Genomic DNA, 19,433 nt, shown 5'->3' on the forward strand with positions numbered 1-19,433 from the left:
CCGGCAATGTCCTACGGCGCGACCAGAGCCTTCAGGCCCACATCGACGGCCGACAGCCTCTCATCATTGATCAGCCCGCCCGAAAAGGGCTTCAGCGCCAGCAGGCTCATGCCTTTGAACTGGTCATAACGCTCATGCGTCGTCAGGCCCGGCAGTTCGCGATCCAGTACAGCCTTAGCGGCCGGATCGGCGACGAGACGTTGGATAGGCGTTGATAATGTATAGGTTGGCGTCACCATGAGTTTCGACACCTGCACGTCCGGCGCGGTCGTGCAGGCCGCCACTGACGTCGAAGCAGCGAATACAGTAAATAAAACAATCCTGATCATGACCGCCTCAAAACCAGAACAAAGCGCTGAGCAGACGAAGCCTCCTCAGCGCTGCTCAACAAAGGGTCAGAATCCCTTCCGGATCGAAACACCGATCAGGCGTGGATCCAGGGTGAAGACGTTCGTCGTGTTGCCGATTTCATCCGGGCCGGTGAAGCCGTCCGTAATGGGCGTGTCGTCGAACAGGTTCTTGACGTAAATCTGAACCGTCAGGTTCTCGGCGGCATTCGCCAGCGTCGCCGAAACATTGGCGTTCTGCCACGACTTCAGACGGTCGTATTCGGTGTTATAGACCCGCATCCAACTGTCAGACTGGCGATAGTAGTCGCCCCTCAGCGTCAGATCCCATCCTGCCGGAAGGTTGATGCGATACTGCGCCCCGATATTGAAGGTCATCGTTGGCGCGTTGGGCAGTTCCTTGCCGCTCAAGTCCGCTGAAAACCCGCGGCCCTGGTTCGGAGCGTCAGTGATGGGATTATATTCCAGCGCGCCCCACTGATCGCCGTAGATCATGCTCCAGAGACTGCCAGGATTGAAACCCGGCGGCATGCCGTCGATGTTGAAGATATAGGGGCCGGGGCACAGCAGTTTCACGAAGGCCTGATCCCCCTTGAAACTGCTTGGCGACTCGATGAACCGACCGACCACCTGTTTTGGCACGATGCAGGTTGCGGGGCTGGTGGGCCACGGACGCATCACAACCCAGTCTTCATTGCCCTGTGTGCGGTTCATGACGTCGATGGAGGTTTCCCCCGCACCGATCTTCGTCTTCAGCAGACCTAGGGTCGCATCTAGTCTGAAGTTTCGCGTGGGCGCCCAGGCCGCCTCAAACTCCGCTCCATAGATTTTCGCGTCGAAATTCTCGTTATGCAGAGATCGGTCGATCACCTGGGTGATCTGATAATCCTTATAGTCATAATAGAAGGCCGTGGCGTTAAGCATCAGTCGACCGCCCATCAAGGCGTTCTTGGCGCCGATTTCATAGGCGTTGACGAACTCTGGCGCGAAATCGGTCGGCAGAGGCGAATAGTTGGTCCCCATGCCCGTGTCCGGTCCGCGAGGATTGGCGCCCCCGCCCTTGTAGCCGCGCGAATAGGAGGCATAGATCAGACTGTCGTCAGTGAACGGCAGCACCGGCTTCCAGTCCACAGCAAGACGGCCGGTCCACTCGCCCCACCTATGCACCTCGTCAGGCAGGCGCGGATATCCCTTGCCGACAGTAGCGCCGCTGAAAGCGCCAGTGGACGCCAGAAGTTGGGTCGGCACAGGCGTGCTGGTTTTCTTGTCGTCGGTATAGCGCAGGCCGGCAGTCACGCGCAGGTCAGGCCTCAGGATAAAATAGCCTTCGCCGAACACCGCCCAAGACTCAGTCTTGGCGATATTGAGGTTGCGGTAATAGTTATGCCCTTCGCCATCCAACTGGCCGATGGGATTGGGATCAGTATAGGCGCAGGCATTCGGATCGGGGTTGGCGAACGGCCCCGGCGTGCAGTCGGCATTGAACCCATCAGCGCTATTCTGCCCCAGGGCCGCGATCGTGAAAGCGTTCGAGAAGACGTAATAGTCTTCCTGGGTTTCAAATTTCAGATAGTTGGCGCCGAGATTGAAATTGAACGGGCCCTGGAACGCCGAGGACAGACGGAACTCCTGCGACCACTGCTTGCTGCGGGATTCGCTCAAATCAATGGCGACCAGACGATCCAGCGTGCCCAGTTGAGGATCAATGAAGGTTCCCCCGCCGCGCGGATCACTGCCTGCCCCTGTGCATGCGCCAAGCAGGTTTTTCCATTCCGGCAGGACTGAACGGCCCTGAGCGCAAGCGATCAGTCCCGCCTGCGGATTGATGCGGAAATAGTCCTGCATTCCATAATAGCTGTCCTCCATGTACAGCGTCTGGGAATAGAGGGTCAGCCCCTCGGTCAGCCTAGCCTCCAGGTTTAGTTGGAAGACATCATTCTTCGCTTTGAAGACCGGATCAAAATAGGTCTCGATCTCACGCAGGTTCTTCGACTGCTGACCCGAAACCGACGAAAATGGGTCTATGTGCGTCTTGAATAGATAGTTGCCCCATGCGCCGTCGCTGACGCTGGTTGCAAAAGGCGTTGTCAGGATCAGGCCGGTGACAATCGGAAAGCCGATGCCATTCGGGGCGCCATAGGCCTCATCCGTATAAAGGCTTTTCGCCTGACACCCCGGCGTAAGACTGCTGCCCGTCCAGTTGTTGGCGATGACCGTCGAATTCCGGACCTTTCCGTCTGGATCCGTCCAGGTCAGGCTGTCAGGCGTCTCACCGCGCGTACACAACTGCTTGCCCGTTCGGGAGCGATTGTCGTTCTCCTCGAAATGCTCCCACAACAGATTGACGCTGAACCGGTCGTTCGGCTTCCACAGCGCGCCCAGCCGCGTCGACCACAGGTCGCGGCCGTTGACGCTGTTGCCAGTGACTAGATTCTCGTCATAGCCGTCGCGCCGCGTTGCAGCGACCGCGGCACGGACAGCGAAGGTCTCGCCCAGAGGGATGTTGATGTGCCCCCGTGCCCGACGCGAGTCGTAGTTGCCGACCTCAAACTGCGCTTCTTGAGAGAAGTGCTGCAGTTCCGGCAGATTGGGCAGCATGTTGACGACGCCCGCCGTCGCATTGCGGCCATAGAGTGTCCCTTGAGGGCCGCGCAGGACCTCCAGGCGCTGAACATCGAAATACTCCTGCTCATTGAGGCGGTTTCTGAGCAGGGCGGTGTTGTTGAAGCTGATCGCCACAGCAGGGTCGGTCGTCACCGAAATGGCCTTGGTGCCGATGCCCCGTATTGAGAAATTATAGCCGGTGAAGTTGTCCTTGGAGTAGTTCACGTTCGGAATGGCGCGCAAAAGCTCGGATCCGCCGTCGATCTTGCGGTCTTCAAGTTGCTGGCCCGAGAAGGCCGAGACCGCCACCGGCACATCGATGAGCCGCTCTTCCATCCGCCGCGCCGTGACGACGATGTCTTCGACCTGCACAGCCGGGCGTTCAGCCTCAGCCGGTTGCGTCGCGGGCGGAGCGGCAGGACGCCTGCGCGGCGTCACGGGGGCGTCCTGCGCTGTGCGCGGCTGACTTGCCCGGGCGATCAGGTAAACGCCCGAGCCATTGACCCGATACGTCAGGCCAGTGCCGCTCAACAGGGCGCTCAGGGCCTGATCGACGCCGCCCTGACCATGATAGCCCGCTGTGCGCTTGTTCCGCACCAGATCAGCCGGAAAGACGATGTTACGCCCGCTGTCACGGCTCAGTTTCGAAAGCGCCGCGTTCAGGTCTTGAGCGTCAATACTGTAGGCGGTCGTGCGATGGGCCTGAACCTGGGCATGAGCAGAAATCGGCGCCATTGCGACGCAGGCGGCGCCCAGCAGAAGAAGCGCCTTCAGGCGCGGCCCTTTGTTGATCGTCATTGCGGAAATCGCCCCTCTCCGGTCCCCACCACGGAGCCGGTCCCGCAGACAGGAACGGGAGGAGGCGGCAAATCCCCTCAATCGCCGCCATGAAGTTTTTGCTACATCCGCGCGCTGCTGAGGATGGTTCGTCCGTTCGCTGAATGCTTGGCGGACAAGGGAAAAATATCCGTCATGGTTTCAGCAAAAGCATCAGCCTCCGTGATGCGGAAAGCGCCGCTGACACGCAGCGCGCCAGCCTGATCATCGCCGACGACCACGGGCTGACGCGTGTAACGGCTGATCTCCTCGACGGCTTCTCGAAGCGGCGTTTCGTCGAAATAGACCACGCCGTCACGCCACCCCGCCAGCCGCGCCGTGTCGGCTTTTCGAATAACGACGGCCTGTCCGGTATGCGCGGTCATCACCTCGCCTTTTGACAGAATCTGGACGGCGTTCTGGTGTTCGGAGGACACACGCACGACCCCATCCAGCATCGCGACCCGCAGCGCATCAGGCAGAAGCAGCACGTCAAAAGCCGTGCCGACTGCAGTGACCTGGCGGCCGTCGGCAAGAACCTCAAAGGGACGGGAGGCGTCATGCGCAACAGAGAACTGCGCCTGCCCCTTCACCAGCCTCACTGTTCGCGCACGCCTGTCGAAGGCGATTTCAGCCGCGCTGTCGGTGTTCAGGATCAGCACCGATCCATCAGCCAGAGTGACAGTCGCACGCTCGCCTGCCGCCGTTGCATATTGAGCGATCTGTTCTCTACCGCCCCCGCTGAGCGAAACGCCCAGAAACTGCCCGGCCCCCCACCAACCAAGCGTGCCGACCAGCACTATCCCCGCCGCCAGTCCTGCCGCCATAGACCGTGCTGACCAGCGCTGTTCGGGCCGCACCCTCAATGCCGCCATCCTCATGGCGGTCAGGGCTGCATCGGCTTCATGACGTTTCAGCGCCTGATCGGCTGCGAGCACAGCCTCATAGGCCGCGCGATGCTCCGCCGCCTCATCCAGCCATAGGGCCAGCCGCGCCTCATCCTGTGGCCCTAATCCGGTTTCAGCCAGAAGCGCCCATTTGCTGGCCGTTTCGGTCAAGCCCGAAGCTTGTGAAGACATTTCCCGTCTCATCGTCCCGCATCCTCGAGACGTGTCGCCAGATGCGCCATGCCCTTCACCAGGCGGCGCTCAACCGTACTGATCGAAATTCCTAACCGTCGTGCGATTTCGGCATGGGTCAAGCGCTCCAGCCGTGCAAGCATCACGACATGGCGGGTCCGTTCGGGCAGTTGCTGCAGGCCTTCGACCAGGCGCCGTAGTTCCTGACGGCCTTCGACAACGCGGTCGACGGCATGATCGGCGACAGCGTGCTGTGCCTCGTCATAGGTCGTATGCCGGTCTTCCTGGCGTGACCGCGACCGTCGATGCCGGTCAATGGCGACCGAGGCCGCCGCCTCGAACAGGTAGGCTTCCCCATAATCGGCCCGCCCCTCTTCAGGGCGCCGCGACAGACGCAGGAACACATCCTGCACCGCATCCTCCGCATCGGAAGGCAAAAGGCCCCTGCGCTGAAAATAGCGCAACAGCGCCGGACGCGCCCGTTGGGACAGGTCCGCCAACGCGCGGCTGCTGCTGTCGCCTTCGTTTCGCAGATCGTCGGCCATGTCTGCCCGCCACCCCGTCATGAACCGCCTCCCTTCTTACGCGGTTGTTTGCGGACAGATTGTGAAACCCCGCACAATCAGGAACGGATCGCGCGCCAAAACCCTGCATTCGCGCGTACATAGTAGGTTACATCGCCCATTCGCCATGGATCAGGGCGCAGGCCCGAGCGGAAGTGGAGCCCCCTCGGGAACCGCAACAACCTCGCCGCTACAGTGCTTTTGGGTTAGGGGGCCTGATCACCCGCTCCAAATTCCAAAGTCACGCAAAAGGGTGGATTGTTTCGTCAACCGATCCTTGGTAGGGTCTTGTGTGGCAAATTCTTTCGCCCTTTCCCTGAATCTTCGCCCGGCTGCGCTCCTGCTCGCCGGGTCGCGACTTATTGGCTGCCGCCGGGACTGACGGCTGCCCGGCGGCGGATCACGCCTGTCGTACCCCCACATATCGCTACGAAGTTCTCAGGAGACGCACCCGTGTTGCGCGACCCCTCCATCAAATATCGCCCGTTCCCGACCATTGACCTGCCGGATCGTCAGTGGCCCAGCCGCACCATCGACAAGGCGCCGCGCTGGCTGTCGACGGATATGCGCGACGGCAATCAGGCCCTGATCGATCCGATGAACGCCGAGAAGAAGCAGCGCTTCTTCGACCTGCTGGTGAAGATCGGTATCAAGGAGATCGAGGTCGGCTTTCCTTCGGCGGGGGCGACCGAGTTTGACTTCATCAGCGGTCTGGTGCGCGCGGGCAGCATTCCCGACGATGTGGTGGTGCAGGTGCTGACCCAGGCGCGGGCCGATCTGATCGCCCGGTCGTTCGAAAGCCTGGAGGGGGCCAAGACTGCCGTCGTCCATATGTACAACGCCCTGTCGCCGGCGTGGCGCGAGATCGTCTTCGGCATGGACCGTGCGGGCATCAAACAGATCGCCATCGACGGCATGTCGCGGATGCGTGAGGAGGCCGAGCGCCGCCCCGACACCGACTGGCGTTTCGAATACAGCCCCGAGACCTTCTCCACCGCCGAACTGGATTACAGCCTAGAGGTCTGCGAGGCGGTTCTGGACGTGATCGAGCCGACGCCCGAGAAGCCGATCATCTTCAACCTGCCGGCCACCATCGAGGCGGCGACGCCGAACATCTATGCCGATCAGGTCGAATGGTTCTGCCGCAACATCTCGCGCCGCGACAGCGTGATCGTCTCGGTCCACCCGCACAATGACCGGGGCACCGGCGTGGCGGCGGCGGAGCTGTCGGTCATGGCGGGCGCCGATCGGGTCGAGGGCTGCCTGTTCGGCAATGGTGAGCGCACTGGCAATGTCGATCTGGTGACCCTGGCGCTGAATCTGTACACGCAAGGGATCGATCCCGAGTTGGACTTCTCGGACATGGATGCGGTGATCCAGACGGTCGAGCACTGCAACGCCCTGCCGGTCCACCCGCGCCACCCCTATGCCGGAGAACTGGTCTTCACCGCCTTCTCGGGCAGTCACCAGGACGCGATCAAGAAGGGCTTTGCGGCTCAGGCCAGGCGCAACGACCACATCTGGAACGTGCCGTATCTGCCCATCGATCCGGCCGATCTGGGCCGGTCTTATGAGGCGGTGATCCGCGTGAACTCCCAGTCCGGCAAGGGTGGCTTCGCCTGGGTGCTGGAACAGGACAAGGGGCTGAAACTGCCCAAGCGGATGCAGGCCGATTTCAGCCAGCATGTTCAGGCCTATGCGGACGAAGTGGGGCGCGAACTGACCGCCGCCGACATCTGGGACGTGTTCCGTTCGGTCTATGCGCCGGAAGGCGGCAACGGCCCGTTCGCGCTGGTGGACTATGAGGAAGGCCGCTCGGCGCCGGGGCAGGAGCGCCGCTTCACGGGCCGCATCCGTCTGAACGGCGAGGAGCGCCGGATCTCAGGGCGCGGCAACGGTTTCCTGTCCAGCGTTCTGGACGCCCTGCGCGAAGACTGCGGTCTGGTGCTGGATATTGAGGACTACCACGAACACGCGATCGGCCACGGCGGCGACGCCCAGGCGGCGGCCTATGTCGAATGCCGCACGGCCGACGGCCGCACCATCTTCGGCGTGGCGACTGACCCGGACGTGGCCACCGCCTCGCTGAAGGCTCTGCTGGGCGCCGCCAACCGCGCCGATGCGGCGGGCGTTCAGGCGGCGGAGAAGGCGCTGAGCCTCGCGGACAGCTAGGGCAATCGACGGCTTGTAAGAAACCGTCATTCCGGGGCGTCCGAAGGACGAACCCGGAACCCAGGAGTTCACACCAAGCTTCGAATGCGTCCAGCGATGCGATTATGGTCCTGGGTTCCGGGTTCTTCGCTCCGCTCAGCCCCGGAATGACGGGTTAAAACGTCAGCCAAATGAAGGTCGATTGAACCCAGGCCTTTTCTCTTCACCAGATCAGTAGGCTTCGATCTGCGGCTCGTCTTTCAGGCGGGCCGCATTTTCGCGGGCGTAGCGCTGGGCGATGATGGTGCAGGCGAACAGCTGAATCTGGTGGAACAGCATGATCGGCAGGACGATCAGCGGCACCGAGGCGCTGGCGAACAGGATGCCGGCCATCGGGATGCCGCTGGCCATGCTTTTCTTTGAACCGCAGAACAGGATGACGATCCGGTCGGGCCGGTCGAACTTCAGCGCGCGTCCCGCCAAGAGGGTCAGGCCGAGAACCAGCCCCAGCAGCACGATATTCAGGCCGATCACCTTGGCTAGGTCGGCAGGTGCGACATGGGACCAGACTCCGGCGACCATGCCCTCGCTGAAGGCGGCATAGACGATCAGCAGGATCGAGCCGCGGTCCACCAGCCCGGTCAGCTTGGCGTTGCGGGTCAGCCAGCCCAGCAGCAGCGGACGGCACAACTGGCCCACGGCGAAGGGCGCCAGGATCTGCAGGCCGATGTCGATGATGGACTGAAGATGGATGCCGCCGCCTGAGCTCCCGCCAGCGCTTCCGATCAGCAGGGCGACCAGCAGGGGGGTGACCACCACGCCGATCAGGTTCGACAGACTGGCGCTGGTCAGGGCGCCGGGGACGTTGCCGCCCGCGATGGAGGTGAAGGCGATCGAGGACTGCACCGTGGACGGCAGCAGGCACAGGAACATCATCCCGGTCAGCAGATCAGGCTGCAGCGACCCACGCATCAGGAAGACCAGCCCCAGTCCCAGAAGCGGGAACAACAGGAAGGTGCTGAGGAAGACGGTCCCCTGCAGCCGCCAGTGCATCAGGCCCGCCGCGATGGCCGCAGGCGACATCCGCGCGCCATACAGGAAGAACAGCAGGGCGATGGCGACCTTGACCACCACGTCCATAATGACCGCGCCCTGGCCGCTGGCGGGCAGCAGGGCCGCCAGAACCACCATGCCGATCAGGGGCAGAAGATAGCCGTCGATGGGCAGGCGGGACAGGAAACGAGGCATGGACGGCTCAGGCTGCGGCGGGTCGCCGCACTGATAGGCCGCTATGGCCCGGGGTTGAAGCCCGGGCCTTGATTAAGCGCCCATTCAGAGGACTGAAATCAGGCGCCCGCGCGGTTCTTGACCAGATCATCCACGACGGACGGATCGGCCAGGGTCGAGGTGTCGCCCAGGGCGCCGATCTCGTTTTCGGCGATCTTGCGCAGGATGCGGCGCATGATCTTGCCCGACCGGGTCTTGGGCAGGCCCGGCGCCCACTGAATGACGTCGGGCGCGGCGATGGGGCCGATCTCGCGACGGACATGGGCGACCAGCGCCTTGCGCAGGTCTTCGCTGGGCTGCACGCCCTTGTTCAGGGTGACATAGGCATAGATGCCCTGACCCTTGATATCGTGCGGATAGCCGACGACGGCGGCCTCTGCGACATCGTCATGCAGCACCAGCGCGCTCTCGATCTCGGCGGTGCCCATGCGGTGGCCCGAGACATTGATGACGTCATCGACCCGGCCGGTGATCCAGTAATAGCCGTCCTCGTCACGGCGGCAGCCGTCGCCGGTGAAATAGCGGCCCGGATAGGTCGAGAAATAGGTGTCGAAGAAACGCTGGTCGTCACCATAGACGGTGCGCATCTGGCCCGGCCAGCTGTCGGTGATGCACAGATTGCCGGACACGGCGCCCGTCAGCTCCTGACCTTCGGCATCGACGATCTGCAGCTCGACGCCGGGCAGGGGCAGGGTAGCCGAGCCCGGCTTCAGGTCGGTGGCGCCAGGCAGGGGCGTGATCAGATGGCCGCCCGTCTCGGTCTGCCACCAGGTGTCGACGATGGGGCAGCGGCTGTCGCCGACAACTTCGTGGTACCAGCGCCAGGCCTCCGGGTTGATCGGTTCGCCGACCGTGCCGAGAATGCGCAGCGACGCCCGCGAGGTGGCCTTCACCGGCGCATCGCCTTCCCGCATCAGGGCGCGCAGGGCGGTGGGCGCGGTGTAGAAAATCTCGACCTTGTGTTTGTCCACCACCTGCCAGAAGCGGCTGGCGTCGGGATAGTTGGGCACGCCCTCGAACATCAGGGTCGTCGCCGCGTTCGCCAGCGGGCCGTACAACAGATAGGAATGGCCGGTGACCCAGCCCACGTCGGCAGTGCACCAGAAGACCTCGCCGGGGCGATAGTCGAACACCAGTTCATGCGTCCAGGCGGCCCAGAACAGGTAGCCGCCCGTGGTGTGCAGCACGCCCTTTGGCTTTCCGGTCGAACCCGAGGTGTAGAGGATGAACAGCGGGTCTTCGGCGTTCATTGGTTCGGGCGGGCAGTCAGTTGCGACCTTTGCGGCCTCGGCGGCGTAGTCGAAGTCGCGGCCCTCGATCATCGGCACATCGGCGCCGGTGCGGCGCACGACCAGAACCGTCTCGACCTTCACCTTCTCCAGCGCCGCATCGACATTGGCCTTCAGCGGCACGGCCTTGCCGCCGCGCACGCCTTCGTCGGCGGTGATGACCAGGGTCGATCCGCAGTCCTCGATCCGGCCGCTGAGACTGTCGGGTGAAAAGCCGCCGAACACGACCGAATGGATGGCGCCGATCCGCGCGCAGGCCAGCATGGCGTAGGCGGCCTCGGGGATCATCGGCAGATAAAGGGTGATCCGGTCGCCCTTCTGGGCTCCATGCGCCTTCAGCACATTGGCCATGCGGCAGACTTCGTCATGAAGCTCGCCATAGGTGATGTGGCGGCTGTCCTTGGGATCGTCGCCTTCCCAGATGATCGCCGTCTCATCCTTGCGGTGGGGCAGGTGGCGGTCGATGCAGTTGGCCGAGACGTTCAGAACGCCGTCCTCGAACCAGCGGATGCGGAAGTCCTCCTTCTTGAAGGAGACGTCCTTGATCTTGGTCGGGGCCTTGATCCAGTCGAGGCGTTTGGCCTGTTCCGACCAGTAGGCGTCCGGCGTTTCGCGCGCCGCGATCCGCGCCGCCTCATAGGCCTGCCGGTTCATGTGGGCCTTGGCGGCCAGATCTGCGGGAACCGGATAGAGTTCGGAATCAGGCACGCGGGATGTCTCCAACATCAGATCAGAATCCGTATTTTGCGAACAGGATAAGACGGGTCATGTCGCCGCTCGCACCGGTCTCGATTTCGCGATCCGCGAACATCAGTTCGGCGCCCAGATCAAAGGCAGCAACCGGCGACCAGATCAAGTTCGCATGCAGGCTCTGGGCGGATCGGTTGACGCTCAGGCCGGTGATCGAGGTGTCATTGTCCACCCGCTGGGCGGACCAGACCAGGTTCGTGCGCACGCCCGGCGCCCAGACGTGGCGATAGGCGGCGAACCCGGCGACCACGCCGATGGCCTCCAGATCGCCCGACGCGGTCAGGACGGCGTCGTTCGAGAAGTTGAGCCCCAGATAGCGGCCAATCCCTTCGCCACCGCTCAGCATCAGGCGGATATCGTCCTTGTCCCCGACCTTGATCTTGGCCGAGGCCGACAGGCCCCAGCCGGTCGTGGTCGCATCAATATTGGTGGCGGTGTTCTGGTGTTTCAACTGGCGCAGCAGGCCCGCGAACTGCACATCGCCCCAGGGGCGCGAGACGGCATAGCGCGCCGTCACGTCCGGCAGGCTGTTGGAATTGTTCAGGATACGCACCCCGCCGCCAAAGGGGGTGACGGTCGTCTCCGGGTTCTCGACCGAAAGGGACAGGGGGCCGCGCGTATAGCGGACCTGGGCCTGACGCACGAAGACCGTGCCTTCCGCCGCGCCGATGAAGTCGGCGGATTCGGGCAGGACGGCGGTGTTCTGGAAGTTCGACCACTCCTGACCGAACAGCCAGTTGTCGATGGTGACGAAGGCGCGGCGCAGGGCCGGATTGGCCGGGCTGGTGGTGCGCTGGTCCGTGACGCCGGGCAGGGTCTGGAAGTCCATCTCCAGCCGCGTGCCGATCTTGTGGCCGCCGACCAGTCCGTCGGTGGTCAGCCAGAACCGGGTCTGGCGGGCGTTGAAATCTGTCGCCGCATCCTCGCGCTGGCCGCCGATGGGGACCGAGCCGGGGACGTGGAATTCGCGTAAGGAATCGCCGTTCAGCGGGGCGCCGTCAGAATAGCGCGAAACGGAGGCGTCCAGTTTTATGAAGCCGCCGAACCGGACCGTATGATCCCCGATGCGGAAGCCTTCGCTTAGCGGCGCGGGTGCGGCGGCCTGTTGAACCGGCGTCGGAGGAGAGGCGGCGGGCCGCGTCTCCAACCGCAGGATGTCCTGCTGTTGCGCCGCCTGTTGGGTGCGCGAGGCGACGACTTCGGTCTTCAGCATATTCAGCTCGGCCTCAAGCTGGGCGATGCGGGCTTCGAGCGCGGCCTGACCGCCGCCGTTCTGGGCCGAGGCGGCGCCGGGCGTGATCAGTAGGGCGGCGACAGCCGACCCCGCCATAAGGCTGGTCTTGATCATCTGGAGTCCTCCCGCGCCTGTCTTGTGCAGGCGTGCGTTCCTCGAACCTTTTCTCCTTGAGGTGGTGGAGGCCATTGGCCATTGGTCTAGTTTCGACCAAAGTCGAACCGCGCCATGATGTCGCCAATGCGGACGACAGAAGGCCGCGCATGGGAAGGACGCCTATGGATCGCATCGTCATCGCTGACGACCATCCCCTGTTCCGCGCCGCCTTGCGGTCCGCCCTCGACAAGGCGGCGCCGGGATCGACGGTCGAGGAATGCGCTAGCCTGGCGGAGGCCAAGGCCGCCATGAAATCGGCCCCGGTGGACCTGTTACTGCTGGATCTGAAACTGTCGGACAGCGAGGGGATGGCCGGGCTGGCCGCCGTCCGCGCCGAATATCCGGCGGTGCCGGTCGCCGTGATTTCGGCCAGCGAGGACGCGCCGGTGGTGCGTCACGCCCTGGGGCTGGGCGCTGCGGGCTTCATCCCCAAATCCGCCGCCCTGCCGCAGATGGTCGAGGCCATCGCCGCAATCCTGGCGGGCGACAGCTGGGCGCCGGACCTGCCCGAAATCGAGGATGCGGATGATCTGGCCGCGCGTGTCTCCAGCCTGACCCCGTCGCAACTGCGCATTCTTGAGGGGCTGAAGGCCGGGCGCCTGAACAAACAGATCGCCTTCGACCTGGGCGTCTCCGAGGCCACCATCAAGGCGCACCTGACCAGCGTGTTCCGCAAGCTGGGCGTCCATAACCGCACACAGGCCGTGATCCTGGCCAAGCAGTTGGACCCCAACTAGCTCGACAGAAACGCCTTCAGGGCCGCGGGCTTGATCGGCTTGGGCAACAGGACGGCGCCCGCCGCCGTGGCCTGTTCGTTCAGGCCGTCACGTGTATCGGCGGTGACCAGGGCGATGCGGCGCACGCCCAGCGGACGCAGCCAGTCGATCAGGGCGAACCCTTCCGGCCCGTCGCCCAGATGCAGATCCACGACGGCGGCGTCGAACGGACCCTGCGCGGCCTTGGCCGCCTCGATGCCGGAGGCCAGCGTGGGTCTGGCGCCCCATCGGGTCAGCAGGGCCTCCAGCGCATCCAGAATGACCGGCTCATTGTCCACGCAAAGCACGCGAAGGCCCGCCAGAGGCAGCCGCACCTCGCGCGCAGGCGCCATGTCGGCGACCGGGTCGGCGGCGACGCGCGGGGCGGTGATGCGGAAGGTCGTGCCGCGTCCTGCGCCTGAGCTCAGCTCCAGCGGGTGGTCCAGCAGACTGGACAGGCGCCGCACGATGGCCAGCCCCAGACCCGCGCCCGGTTCGTCGACCGGCGCGCCAGGCAGGCGGACGAACTCGCCAAAGACCGTCTCCCGGTCAGCATCGGGGATGCCGCGTCCGGTGTCGCTGACCAGCAACTGCACCGTGTCGCCATGCCGCCGCGCCCCCACCAGCACCCGGCCCGTGTCCGTGTAGCGGATGGCGTTGGAGATCAGGTTCTGCAGCATGGAGCGCAACAGGTCGCGGTCCGACGAGATCCACAGCCGGCTGGGCATGATGGTCAGGCGCAGCCCCTTGGCCTCGGCCACTGGCGCATATTCGCGGCGCAGTTCATCGAACAGACCGCCCAGCGACAGGCGCGTCACCGCCGCGCTGACGCCCCCGGCCTCCAGCTTGGACAGGTTCAGCAGGGCGGTCAGCAGGCGGTGGGCGCTGTCGATGGCGCGGTCGGCGTTGACGGCCAGGGTGTGGCTGGCGGGATCGGCCCCGGCGCCGGAAACGGCGGGTTCCTCCTTCAGGGCGGCGATGAACAGGCGCGCCGCGTGCAGGGGCTGCAACAGGTCATGGCTGGCGGCGGCCAGGAACCGGGTCTTGGAGGCGGTGGCGTCCTCGGCGATCTGACGGGCTTCGTCCAGACGCGCCGTGCGGTCGGCGACGCGGGCCTCCAGCCGTTCGTTGGCTTCCTCCAACTGGCGAGCGGCGCGGCGCAGGGCGGTGATGTCGGTGTAGCTGGTCGCGTAGCCCCCGCCGGGGATGGGCGCGCCGGATGAGCGCAACACCCGTCCGTCCGGCTGCTGGCGCTCGTGGTCATGGGGGATGCGGCGGCTCAGGGCCTCCAGCCGCCGCTCGACCCAGGCCTCGATGTCGTGCGGGCTCTCGCCGCGTTCGGCGTTCAGCCGATAGATGTTGGCGATGGGCAGGCCGACGTGGACGAAACCCACGGGCAGTTCGAACATGGCGACATAGCGTCGGTTCCAGGCGGTGACGCGCAGGTCTTCGTCCACCACGATCACGCCCTGATCGATGTTGTCCAGCGTGGTCTGCAAGAGGTCGCGGTTGAACTGGACCGCCTGTGACGCTTCGTCCAGCATCCGCACCACGTCCTCGGGCGCGCGGCCGACCCCGGCCAGGGCGGCGGCGATGACGCGACGGGCGGAGGCCGCGCCGATGGCGCCCGCCAGCATCCGTTCGGCCGCGCGGGCCAGGGCGGCGTCGGCGGGGTCGGCGTCACGCAGGCGGGTGTCGGTCTCATTACCCCAGGCGGCGAAGGCGCGCTCGGCCCGTTCGTCGCCGATGAAGCGGGCGACCAGCGCACGCAGGTCGCCGACGGAGGCGCCGGACGGCGAGGGTCGGTTCTCGGTCCAGTCCGGGCCTATGCGGTCAACGAAGGCGCGGGCCTGCACCCGGTCGATCAGGCGCGGCTGAGCGATGCGCGACACCCCGACATAGACCGCCAGATTCAGCGCCAGACTGACGAACACCCCAAGCGCCAGCGGGTCATCAATCCCCAGCAGCAGATGCGGGTGCCAGGTCGCATCCGGCGCCAGTTGCGGCAGGGCCAGCATGACGATCCAGATGCTTAAGCCCACCGCCATTCCGGCCAGGGCGCCGACCGCATGGCCGCCGCGCCACAGGACTGCGCCGAACAGGGCGGGGGCCAACTGGGCCAGGGCTGCGAAGGACACCAGCCCCATGGCCGCCAGCCCGTGCGACTGGTCCATCGCCTGATAGTAAATCCAGGCCAGCAGCAGGACGGCGATGATGGCTGCGCGCCGCACCTGCAGGATGGTGCCCGCCATGTCCGAGGCGTCGCCCCGCACGCGCCAGCGATCGCGCGCCACGAAGGGCAGGATCAGGCTGTTGGACACCATGGCCGACAGGGCCACGGCCTCGACGATGACCATGGCGGTGGCCGCCGAAAACCCGCCGACGAAGACGATGGCGGTCAGCAGGGTCTCGCCCCGTCCGAACGGCAGGGCCAGCACCAGAAGGTCCGGGTTCACCGCCGGTGCGAAAAGGGCGCCCGCCGCCACCAGCGGCAGGACCGCCAGACTGGTCAGCAGCAGATAGACCGGAAAGATCCAGCGGGCGCGTTTCACATCGGACGGCGCGGCGCCTTCGACAAAGGCGACATGGAACTGACGCGGCAGGCAGAAGATGGCCAGGGTCGAGATCAGGATGATGGCCGAAAATCGGGGCGTCACCTCGGGCGGACGCGACAGGGCGCCCAGGCCCTCGATGATGCGCGGCGGCGCGCCCTCGTTCAGCAGCAGGACCAAGGCGAAGATGGCCACGAACAAGAGGGCGCCCAGCTTGACCACCGACTCCAGTCCGATGGCCTGGATCAGTCCGCGATTATGCTCGGTCAGGTCGGGACGGCGCGCCCCGAACAGAATGGCGAAGAAGGCCAGAACGCCAGCGAGCGCCAGCACCGACAGGCTTTCCGACCCCGCGACGGGCGTGTTCGCCGTCAGCAGTTCGCCCGCCATCGACAGGGATTTCAGCTGCAGCGCGATATAGGGCAGCGACCCCAGAATGGCGACCACGGTGACGGCGGCGCCCAGGGTCTGGCTCTTGCCGTAACGAGAGGCCACGAAGTCGGCCATGGAGCCGACATTCTCGCGCCGAGCCGCAGCGGCGATCCTGCGCCATAGCGGGAACAGGACGGTCACTCCGATGATGGGGCCGATATAGATGGGCAGATACTCCCACCCGTCGCGCGCCGCCGTGCCGACCGCGCCATAATAGGTCCAGGAGGTGCAGTAGATGGCCAGCGACAGGGCATAGACCGACGAGCCCAGTCCCTTGCCCCTGGCGCGCGTCGCCGGGCGTTCCTGATACCAGGCGACGGCGAACAGGATCGCCATATAGCCCACGACAAGGCCAAGGATCAGCAGGCTGAACATGGCGGCATCTGAACCTTGAGCATGGGGTTTCACAAGTGAAAGGGCGGACTGTCCTGCGACAGCCCGCCCCCTCATCCGCGCCTGAAAGCAGGATCAGGCGTTGAGGTCGACGTCCTTGCCTTCCTTGACCAGCAGGAAGCCCAGCACGACCGTCGCGAGCGCAACGACAATCGGATACCAGAGGCCGTAGTAGATGTTGCCCGTCGCGGCCACCATGGCGAAGGCCGTGGTGGGCAGGAAGCCGCCGAACCATCCGTTGCCGATATGATAGGGCAGGGACATGGAAGTGTAGCGGATCTTGGTCGGGAACATCTCAACCAGGGCTGCGGCGATCGGGCCGTAAACCATGGTCACATAGAAGCCGAGGATGAACAGGATCAGCACCACCAGCGGCTTGTTGACTAGGGCGCTGTCGGCCTTGGCCGGATAACCGGCGGCGGCCAGGGCCTCGCCCAGACCCGCGTCCCAGGTCTTCTTCTGGGCGGCGAAGTCTGCGGTCGACAGGGCGTCGCCGCGGAAGCTGTTGACCACTGTCTGATCGCCGATGCGCACCTCGGCCACCGTCCCGGCGGGCGCCTTGACGTTGGTGTAGGTCACACCCGCCTTGGCCAGATAGGATTTGGCCACGTCGCAGGAGTGGTTGAACACCGTCTTGCCGACAGGGTCGAACTGCAGATGGCAGTCGGCGGGATCGGCATAGATCACCACCGGCGCCGAGGCGGCGGCTTCCGCCAGGCGCGGATTGGCGGCGTGGGTCAGGGCGTTGAACAGCGGGAAATAGGTCAGGGCCGCGATCAGGCACCCGGCCAGGATGATCGGTTTTCTGCCCACCTTGTCCGACAGCCAGCCCCAGAAGATGAAGAAGGGCGAGGCCGCCAGAAGCGCGATGGCCAGCAGCACATAGACCAGAGAGGCCTCTACGCGCAGAACCCGCTCCAGGAAGAACAGGGCGTAGAACTGGCCCGTGTACCAGATGACGGCCTGACCGGCGGTCAGACCCACCAGGGCGATCAGCACCAGTTTCAGGTTGGGCCACTTGCCGAAGCTGTCCTTCAGCGGGGTCTTGGAGCCCTTGCCTTCGGCCTTCATCTTCTTGAACGACGGGCTTTCAGCCAGCTTCAGTCGAATCCATAGGGACACGCCTAGAAGCAGGATCGAGACCAGGAAGGGAATGCGCCAGCCCCAGGCGGCGAAGGCTTCTTCGCCCACAGCGAAGCGGACGCCCAGGATCACGGCCAGGCTCAGGATCAGGCCTGCGGTCGCAGTGATCTGGATGAAGGATGTGTAGAAGCCGCGTTTCCCCTTTGGCGCATGTTCGGCGACATAGGTGGCGGCGCCGCCGTACTCACCGCCCAGCGCCAGACCCTGGATCAGGCGCATCAGCACCAGGATGATCGGCGCGGCGATGCCGATGACCGCATAGGGCGGCAACAGGCCGACGACGAAGGTCGACAGACCCATCAGCAGCATGGTGACCAGGAAGGTGTTCTTGCGTCCCCACAGGTCGCCCAGACGCCCAAAGACGATGGCCCCGAACGGCCGCACCGCGAACCCGGCGGCAAACGCCATCAGGGCGAAGATATAGCCGGTGGTCTCGTTCACGCCCGAGAAGAACTGGACGGTGATGATCGCCGCCAGCGATCCGTAGAGATAGAAGTCGTACCACTCGATGACGGTGCCGACCGAAGAGGCCAGGATCACGAGCCGATCATTGCGACCGACCGTATGTTCCCCCTCGCCGGACGCAGTTGTCGCGTCGCTAGCCATTGATCCATTTCCTCCCAAGTCGCCGTTATCGGCCGTTATGCGCGCCCTGACGGACGCGTGGACGATCAGACTGACGCAGCTAAGCGCGGCTGGAGAGAGCGACTTTGGTCGAGGATCGGCGTTTTTGGAAAACCCGCGATGGGCGGGTCAGTAGGCGTTCACGCGTTTCAGGATCATCGGCACGGTGCGGCAGATGATCAGGATGTCGTCGCGGAACGACCAGCCGTTGGCGTAGTGGACATCGGCTTCGACCCGGCGGGCCATGCAGCTAAGCTCGTGGATTTCTCCACGCAGGCCGGAAATCTGAGCCAGACCCGTCAGGCCCGGACGCACGGCGAACCGCTTGGAATAGCAGGGCAGCAGGGCGCCATAGTGGGCGTCGTGGGCCAGGGCGTGCGGACGCGGACCAACCAGGGACATGTCGCCCATGATCACATTCACCAGCTGGGGCAGTTCATCCAGGCTGGTGGCGCGGATGAAGGCGCCGACGCGGGTGACGCGCACATCATTCTTGGTGGCGTGGGCGATCTTGTCGCCATCCTCGGTCACCGTCATGCTGCGGAACTTCAGGATGGTGAAGATTTCACCATTCAAACCCGTCCGGCGCTGACGGAACAGCACCGGTCCGCGCGTCTCGATGACGACAGCCAGGGCGATGGCGCAATAGGCGGGCAGCAGAATCCACAGGGCCAAGCCCGCCAAAACCACGTCCATCACCCGCTTGCAGGCTTCAGAGCCTGCGCCGCGCTGGAACGCGGGCGTCCAAACGGATTTGGAGGCGGTTTCACCAGAAGCCGCGCCCTTGGTTGTCGACCAACTGTCGAAGATGTCGGCCTCCCCCATAGAGCCCCAAAGACAAGTGTCTCGTTAAAGGCAACGCTGTTGCGAGACGCAAGGTGAATCGCCATGCCGTGTTCCTAGAACATAGTTCTGTTGCCTGGCAATCACACTTAGGAGTTAGCTGTGCAATAGTTTTGTTAAGCCGCTTGGACGACCATCATCCGTCGATGGAAATCACAGGGCCTGCTTCAACCCGTATGGCGGATCTTCCACGACGACTCTTCAGCCAGGTGCGGATACGCGCCTGGAGTGGATTGTCGATGGCGAAGTGGAAGGCGAAGGCAAAGGCGACAGCGGCGACGACGCCCAGGCCCCACAGCGCCCACTGGATCGATTCGGGCAGCGCGAACCGGGCGACAACCACATTGACGACGCCGAACCAGGTGACGTGCCCCTGAGAATTTCCTCCACGCGGAGCTAGAGTCCGGCCCTTGAA

The 19,433-nt window shown here is 64.4% G+C and carries 12 protein-coding genes and 1 pseudogene; 2 read left to right on the top strand and 11 right to left on the bottom strand.

From position 1 onward, the window contains the following. Positions 1–11 precede the first annotated feature (11 nt). From QZ281_RS04070 to QZ281_RS04085, 4 genes are all read right to left on the bottom strand, one after another. Positions 12–329, bottom strand: coding sequence for a hypothetical protein (locus QZ281_RS04070; protein ID WP_292225011.1), 318 nt, complete (start codon positions 327–329; stop codon positions 12–14). Positions 330–395: 66 nt separating this feature from the next. Then, a complete protein-coding gene (locus QZ281_RS04075; protein WP_292225014.1) occupies positions 396–3,749 on the bottom strand; it encodes a TonB-dependent receptor in 3,354 nt (1,117 codons plus the stop codon). A 101-nt stretch (positions 3,750–3,850) separates the two neighbouring features. After that, on the bottom strand, positions 3,851–4,846 hold the full coding sequence (locus tag QZ281_RS04080; RefSeq protein ID WP_292225017.1) for a FecR domain-containing protein: 996 nt from the start codon (positions 4,844–4,846) through the stop codon (positions 3,851–3,853). Between the two features lie 8 nt (positions 4,847–4,854). Then, complete coding sequence (locus QZ281_RS04085; RefSeq protein ID WP_292225019.1) at positions 4,855–5,412, bottom strand: sigma-70 family RNA polymerase sigma factor; 558 nt, start codon at positions 5,410–5,412, stop codon at positions 4,855–4,857. A 450-nt stretch (positions 5,413–5,862) separates the two neighbouring features. Here QZ281_RS04085 and leuA point away from each other — a divergent pair, with 450 nt between their 5' ends. Beyond that, the gene (leuA, locus tag QZ281_RS04090) at positions 5,863–7,581 is read left to right on the top strand and encodes a 2-isopropylmalate synthase (protein WP_292225021.1); all 1,719 of its coding nucleotides are present in this window, start codon (positions 5,863–5,865) and stop codon (positions 7,579–7,581) included. Between the two features lie 210 nt (positions 7,582–7,791). On the opposite strand, the gene QZ281_RS04095 is transcribed toward leuA, so the two are convergent. The 3 genes from QZ281_RS04095 to QZ281_RS04105 form a co-directional block, all read right to left on the bottom strand. Beyond that, complete coding sequence (locus QZ281_RS04095) at positions 7,792–8,808, bottom strand: bile acid:sodium symporter family protein (protein ID WP_292225024.1); 1,017 nt, start codon at positions 8,806–8,808, stop codon at positions 7,792–7,794. A 98-nt stretch (positions 8,809–8,906) separates the two neighbouring features. Further along, positions 8,907–10,862: an acetate--CoA ligase gene (gene acs / locus QZ281_RS04100; RefSeq protein WP_292225027.1), complete on the bottom strand. Its 1,956-nt coding sequence runs from the start codon at positions 10,860–10,862 to the stop codon at positions 8,907–8,909. A 4-nt stretch (positions 10,863–10,866) separates the two neighbouring features. Then, a complete protein-coding gene (locus QZ281_RS04105) occupies positions 10,867–12,234 on the bottom strand; it encodes a DcaP family trimeric outer membrane transporter (RefSeq protein ID WP_292225031.1) in 1,368 nt (455 codons plus the stop codon). Between the two features lie 149 nt (positions 12,235–12,383). On the opposite strand from QZ281_RS04105, the gene QZ281_RS04110 reads away from it, so the two are divergent. Next, positions 12,384–13,013 (top strand): response regulator transcription factor, encoded by a 630-nt coding sequence (locus tag QZ281_RS04110; protein ID WP_292225034.1) that lies wholly within the window; start codon positions 12,384–12,386, stop codon positions 13,011–13,013. On the opposite strand, the gene QZ281_RS04115 is transcribed toward QZ281_RS04110, so the two are convergent. From QZ281_RS04115 to QZ281_RS04130, 4 genes and pseudogenes are all read right to left on the bottom strand, one after another. Further along, a complete protein-coding gene (locus QZ281_RS04115) occupies positions 13,010–16,390 on the bottom strand; it encodes a PAS-domain containing protein (protein WP_292225037.1) in 3,381 nt (1,126 codons plus the stop codon). The genes QZ281_RS04110 and QZ281_RS04115 overlap by 4 nt on opposite strands. 93 nt (positions 16,391–16,483) lie before the next feature. Further along, positions 16,484–18,157: an MFS transporter gene (locus tag QZ281_RS04120; RefSeq protein WP_292225040.1), complete on the bottom strand. Its 1,674-nt coding sequence runs from the start codon at positions 18,155–18,157 to the stop codon at positions 16,484–16,486. A 147-nt stretch (positions 18,158–18,304) separates the two neighbouring features. After that, entirely contained in the window at positions 18,305–19,000 is a 696-nt protein-coding gene (locus QZ281_RS04125) for a sugar transferase (RefSeq protein ID WP_292225042.1), read from the bottom strand. Between the two features lie 154 nt (positions 19,001–19,154). After that, a pseudogene (locus QZ281_RS04130) lies at positions 19,155–19,433 on the bottom strand (hypothetical protein); the annotation flags it as partial.

This window comes from Brevundimonas sp. (assembly GCF_018608325.1).
Classification (GTDB): domain Bacteria; phylum Pseudomonadota; class Alphaproteobacteria; order Caulobacterales; family Caulobacteraceae; genus Brevundimonas.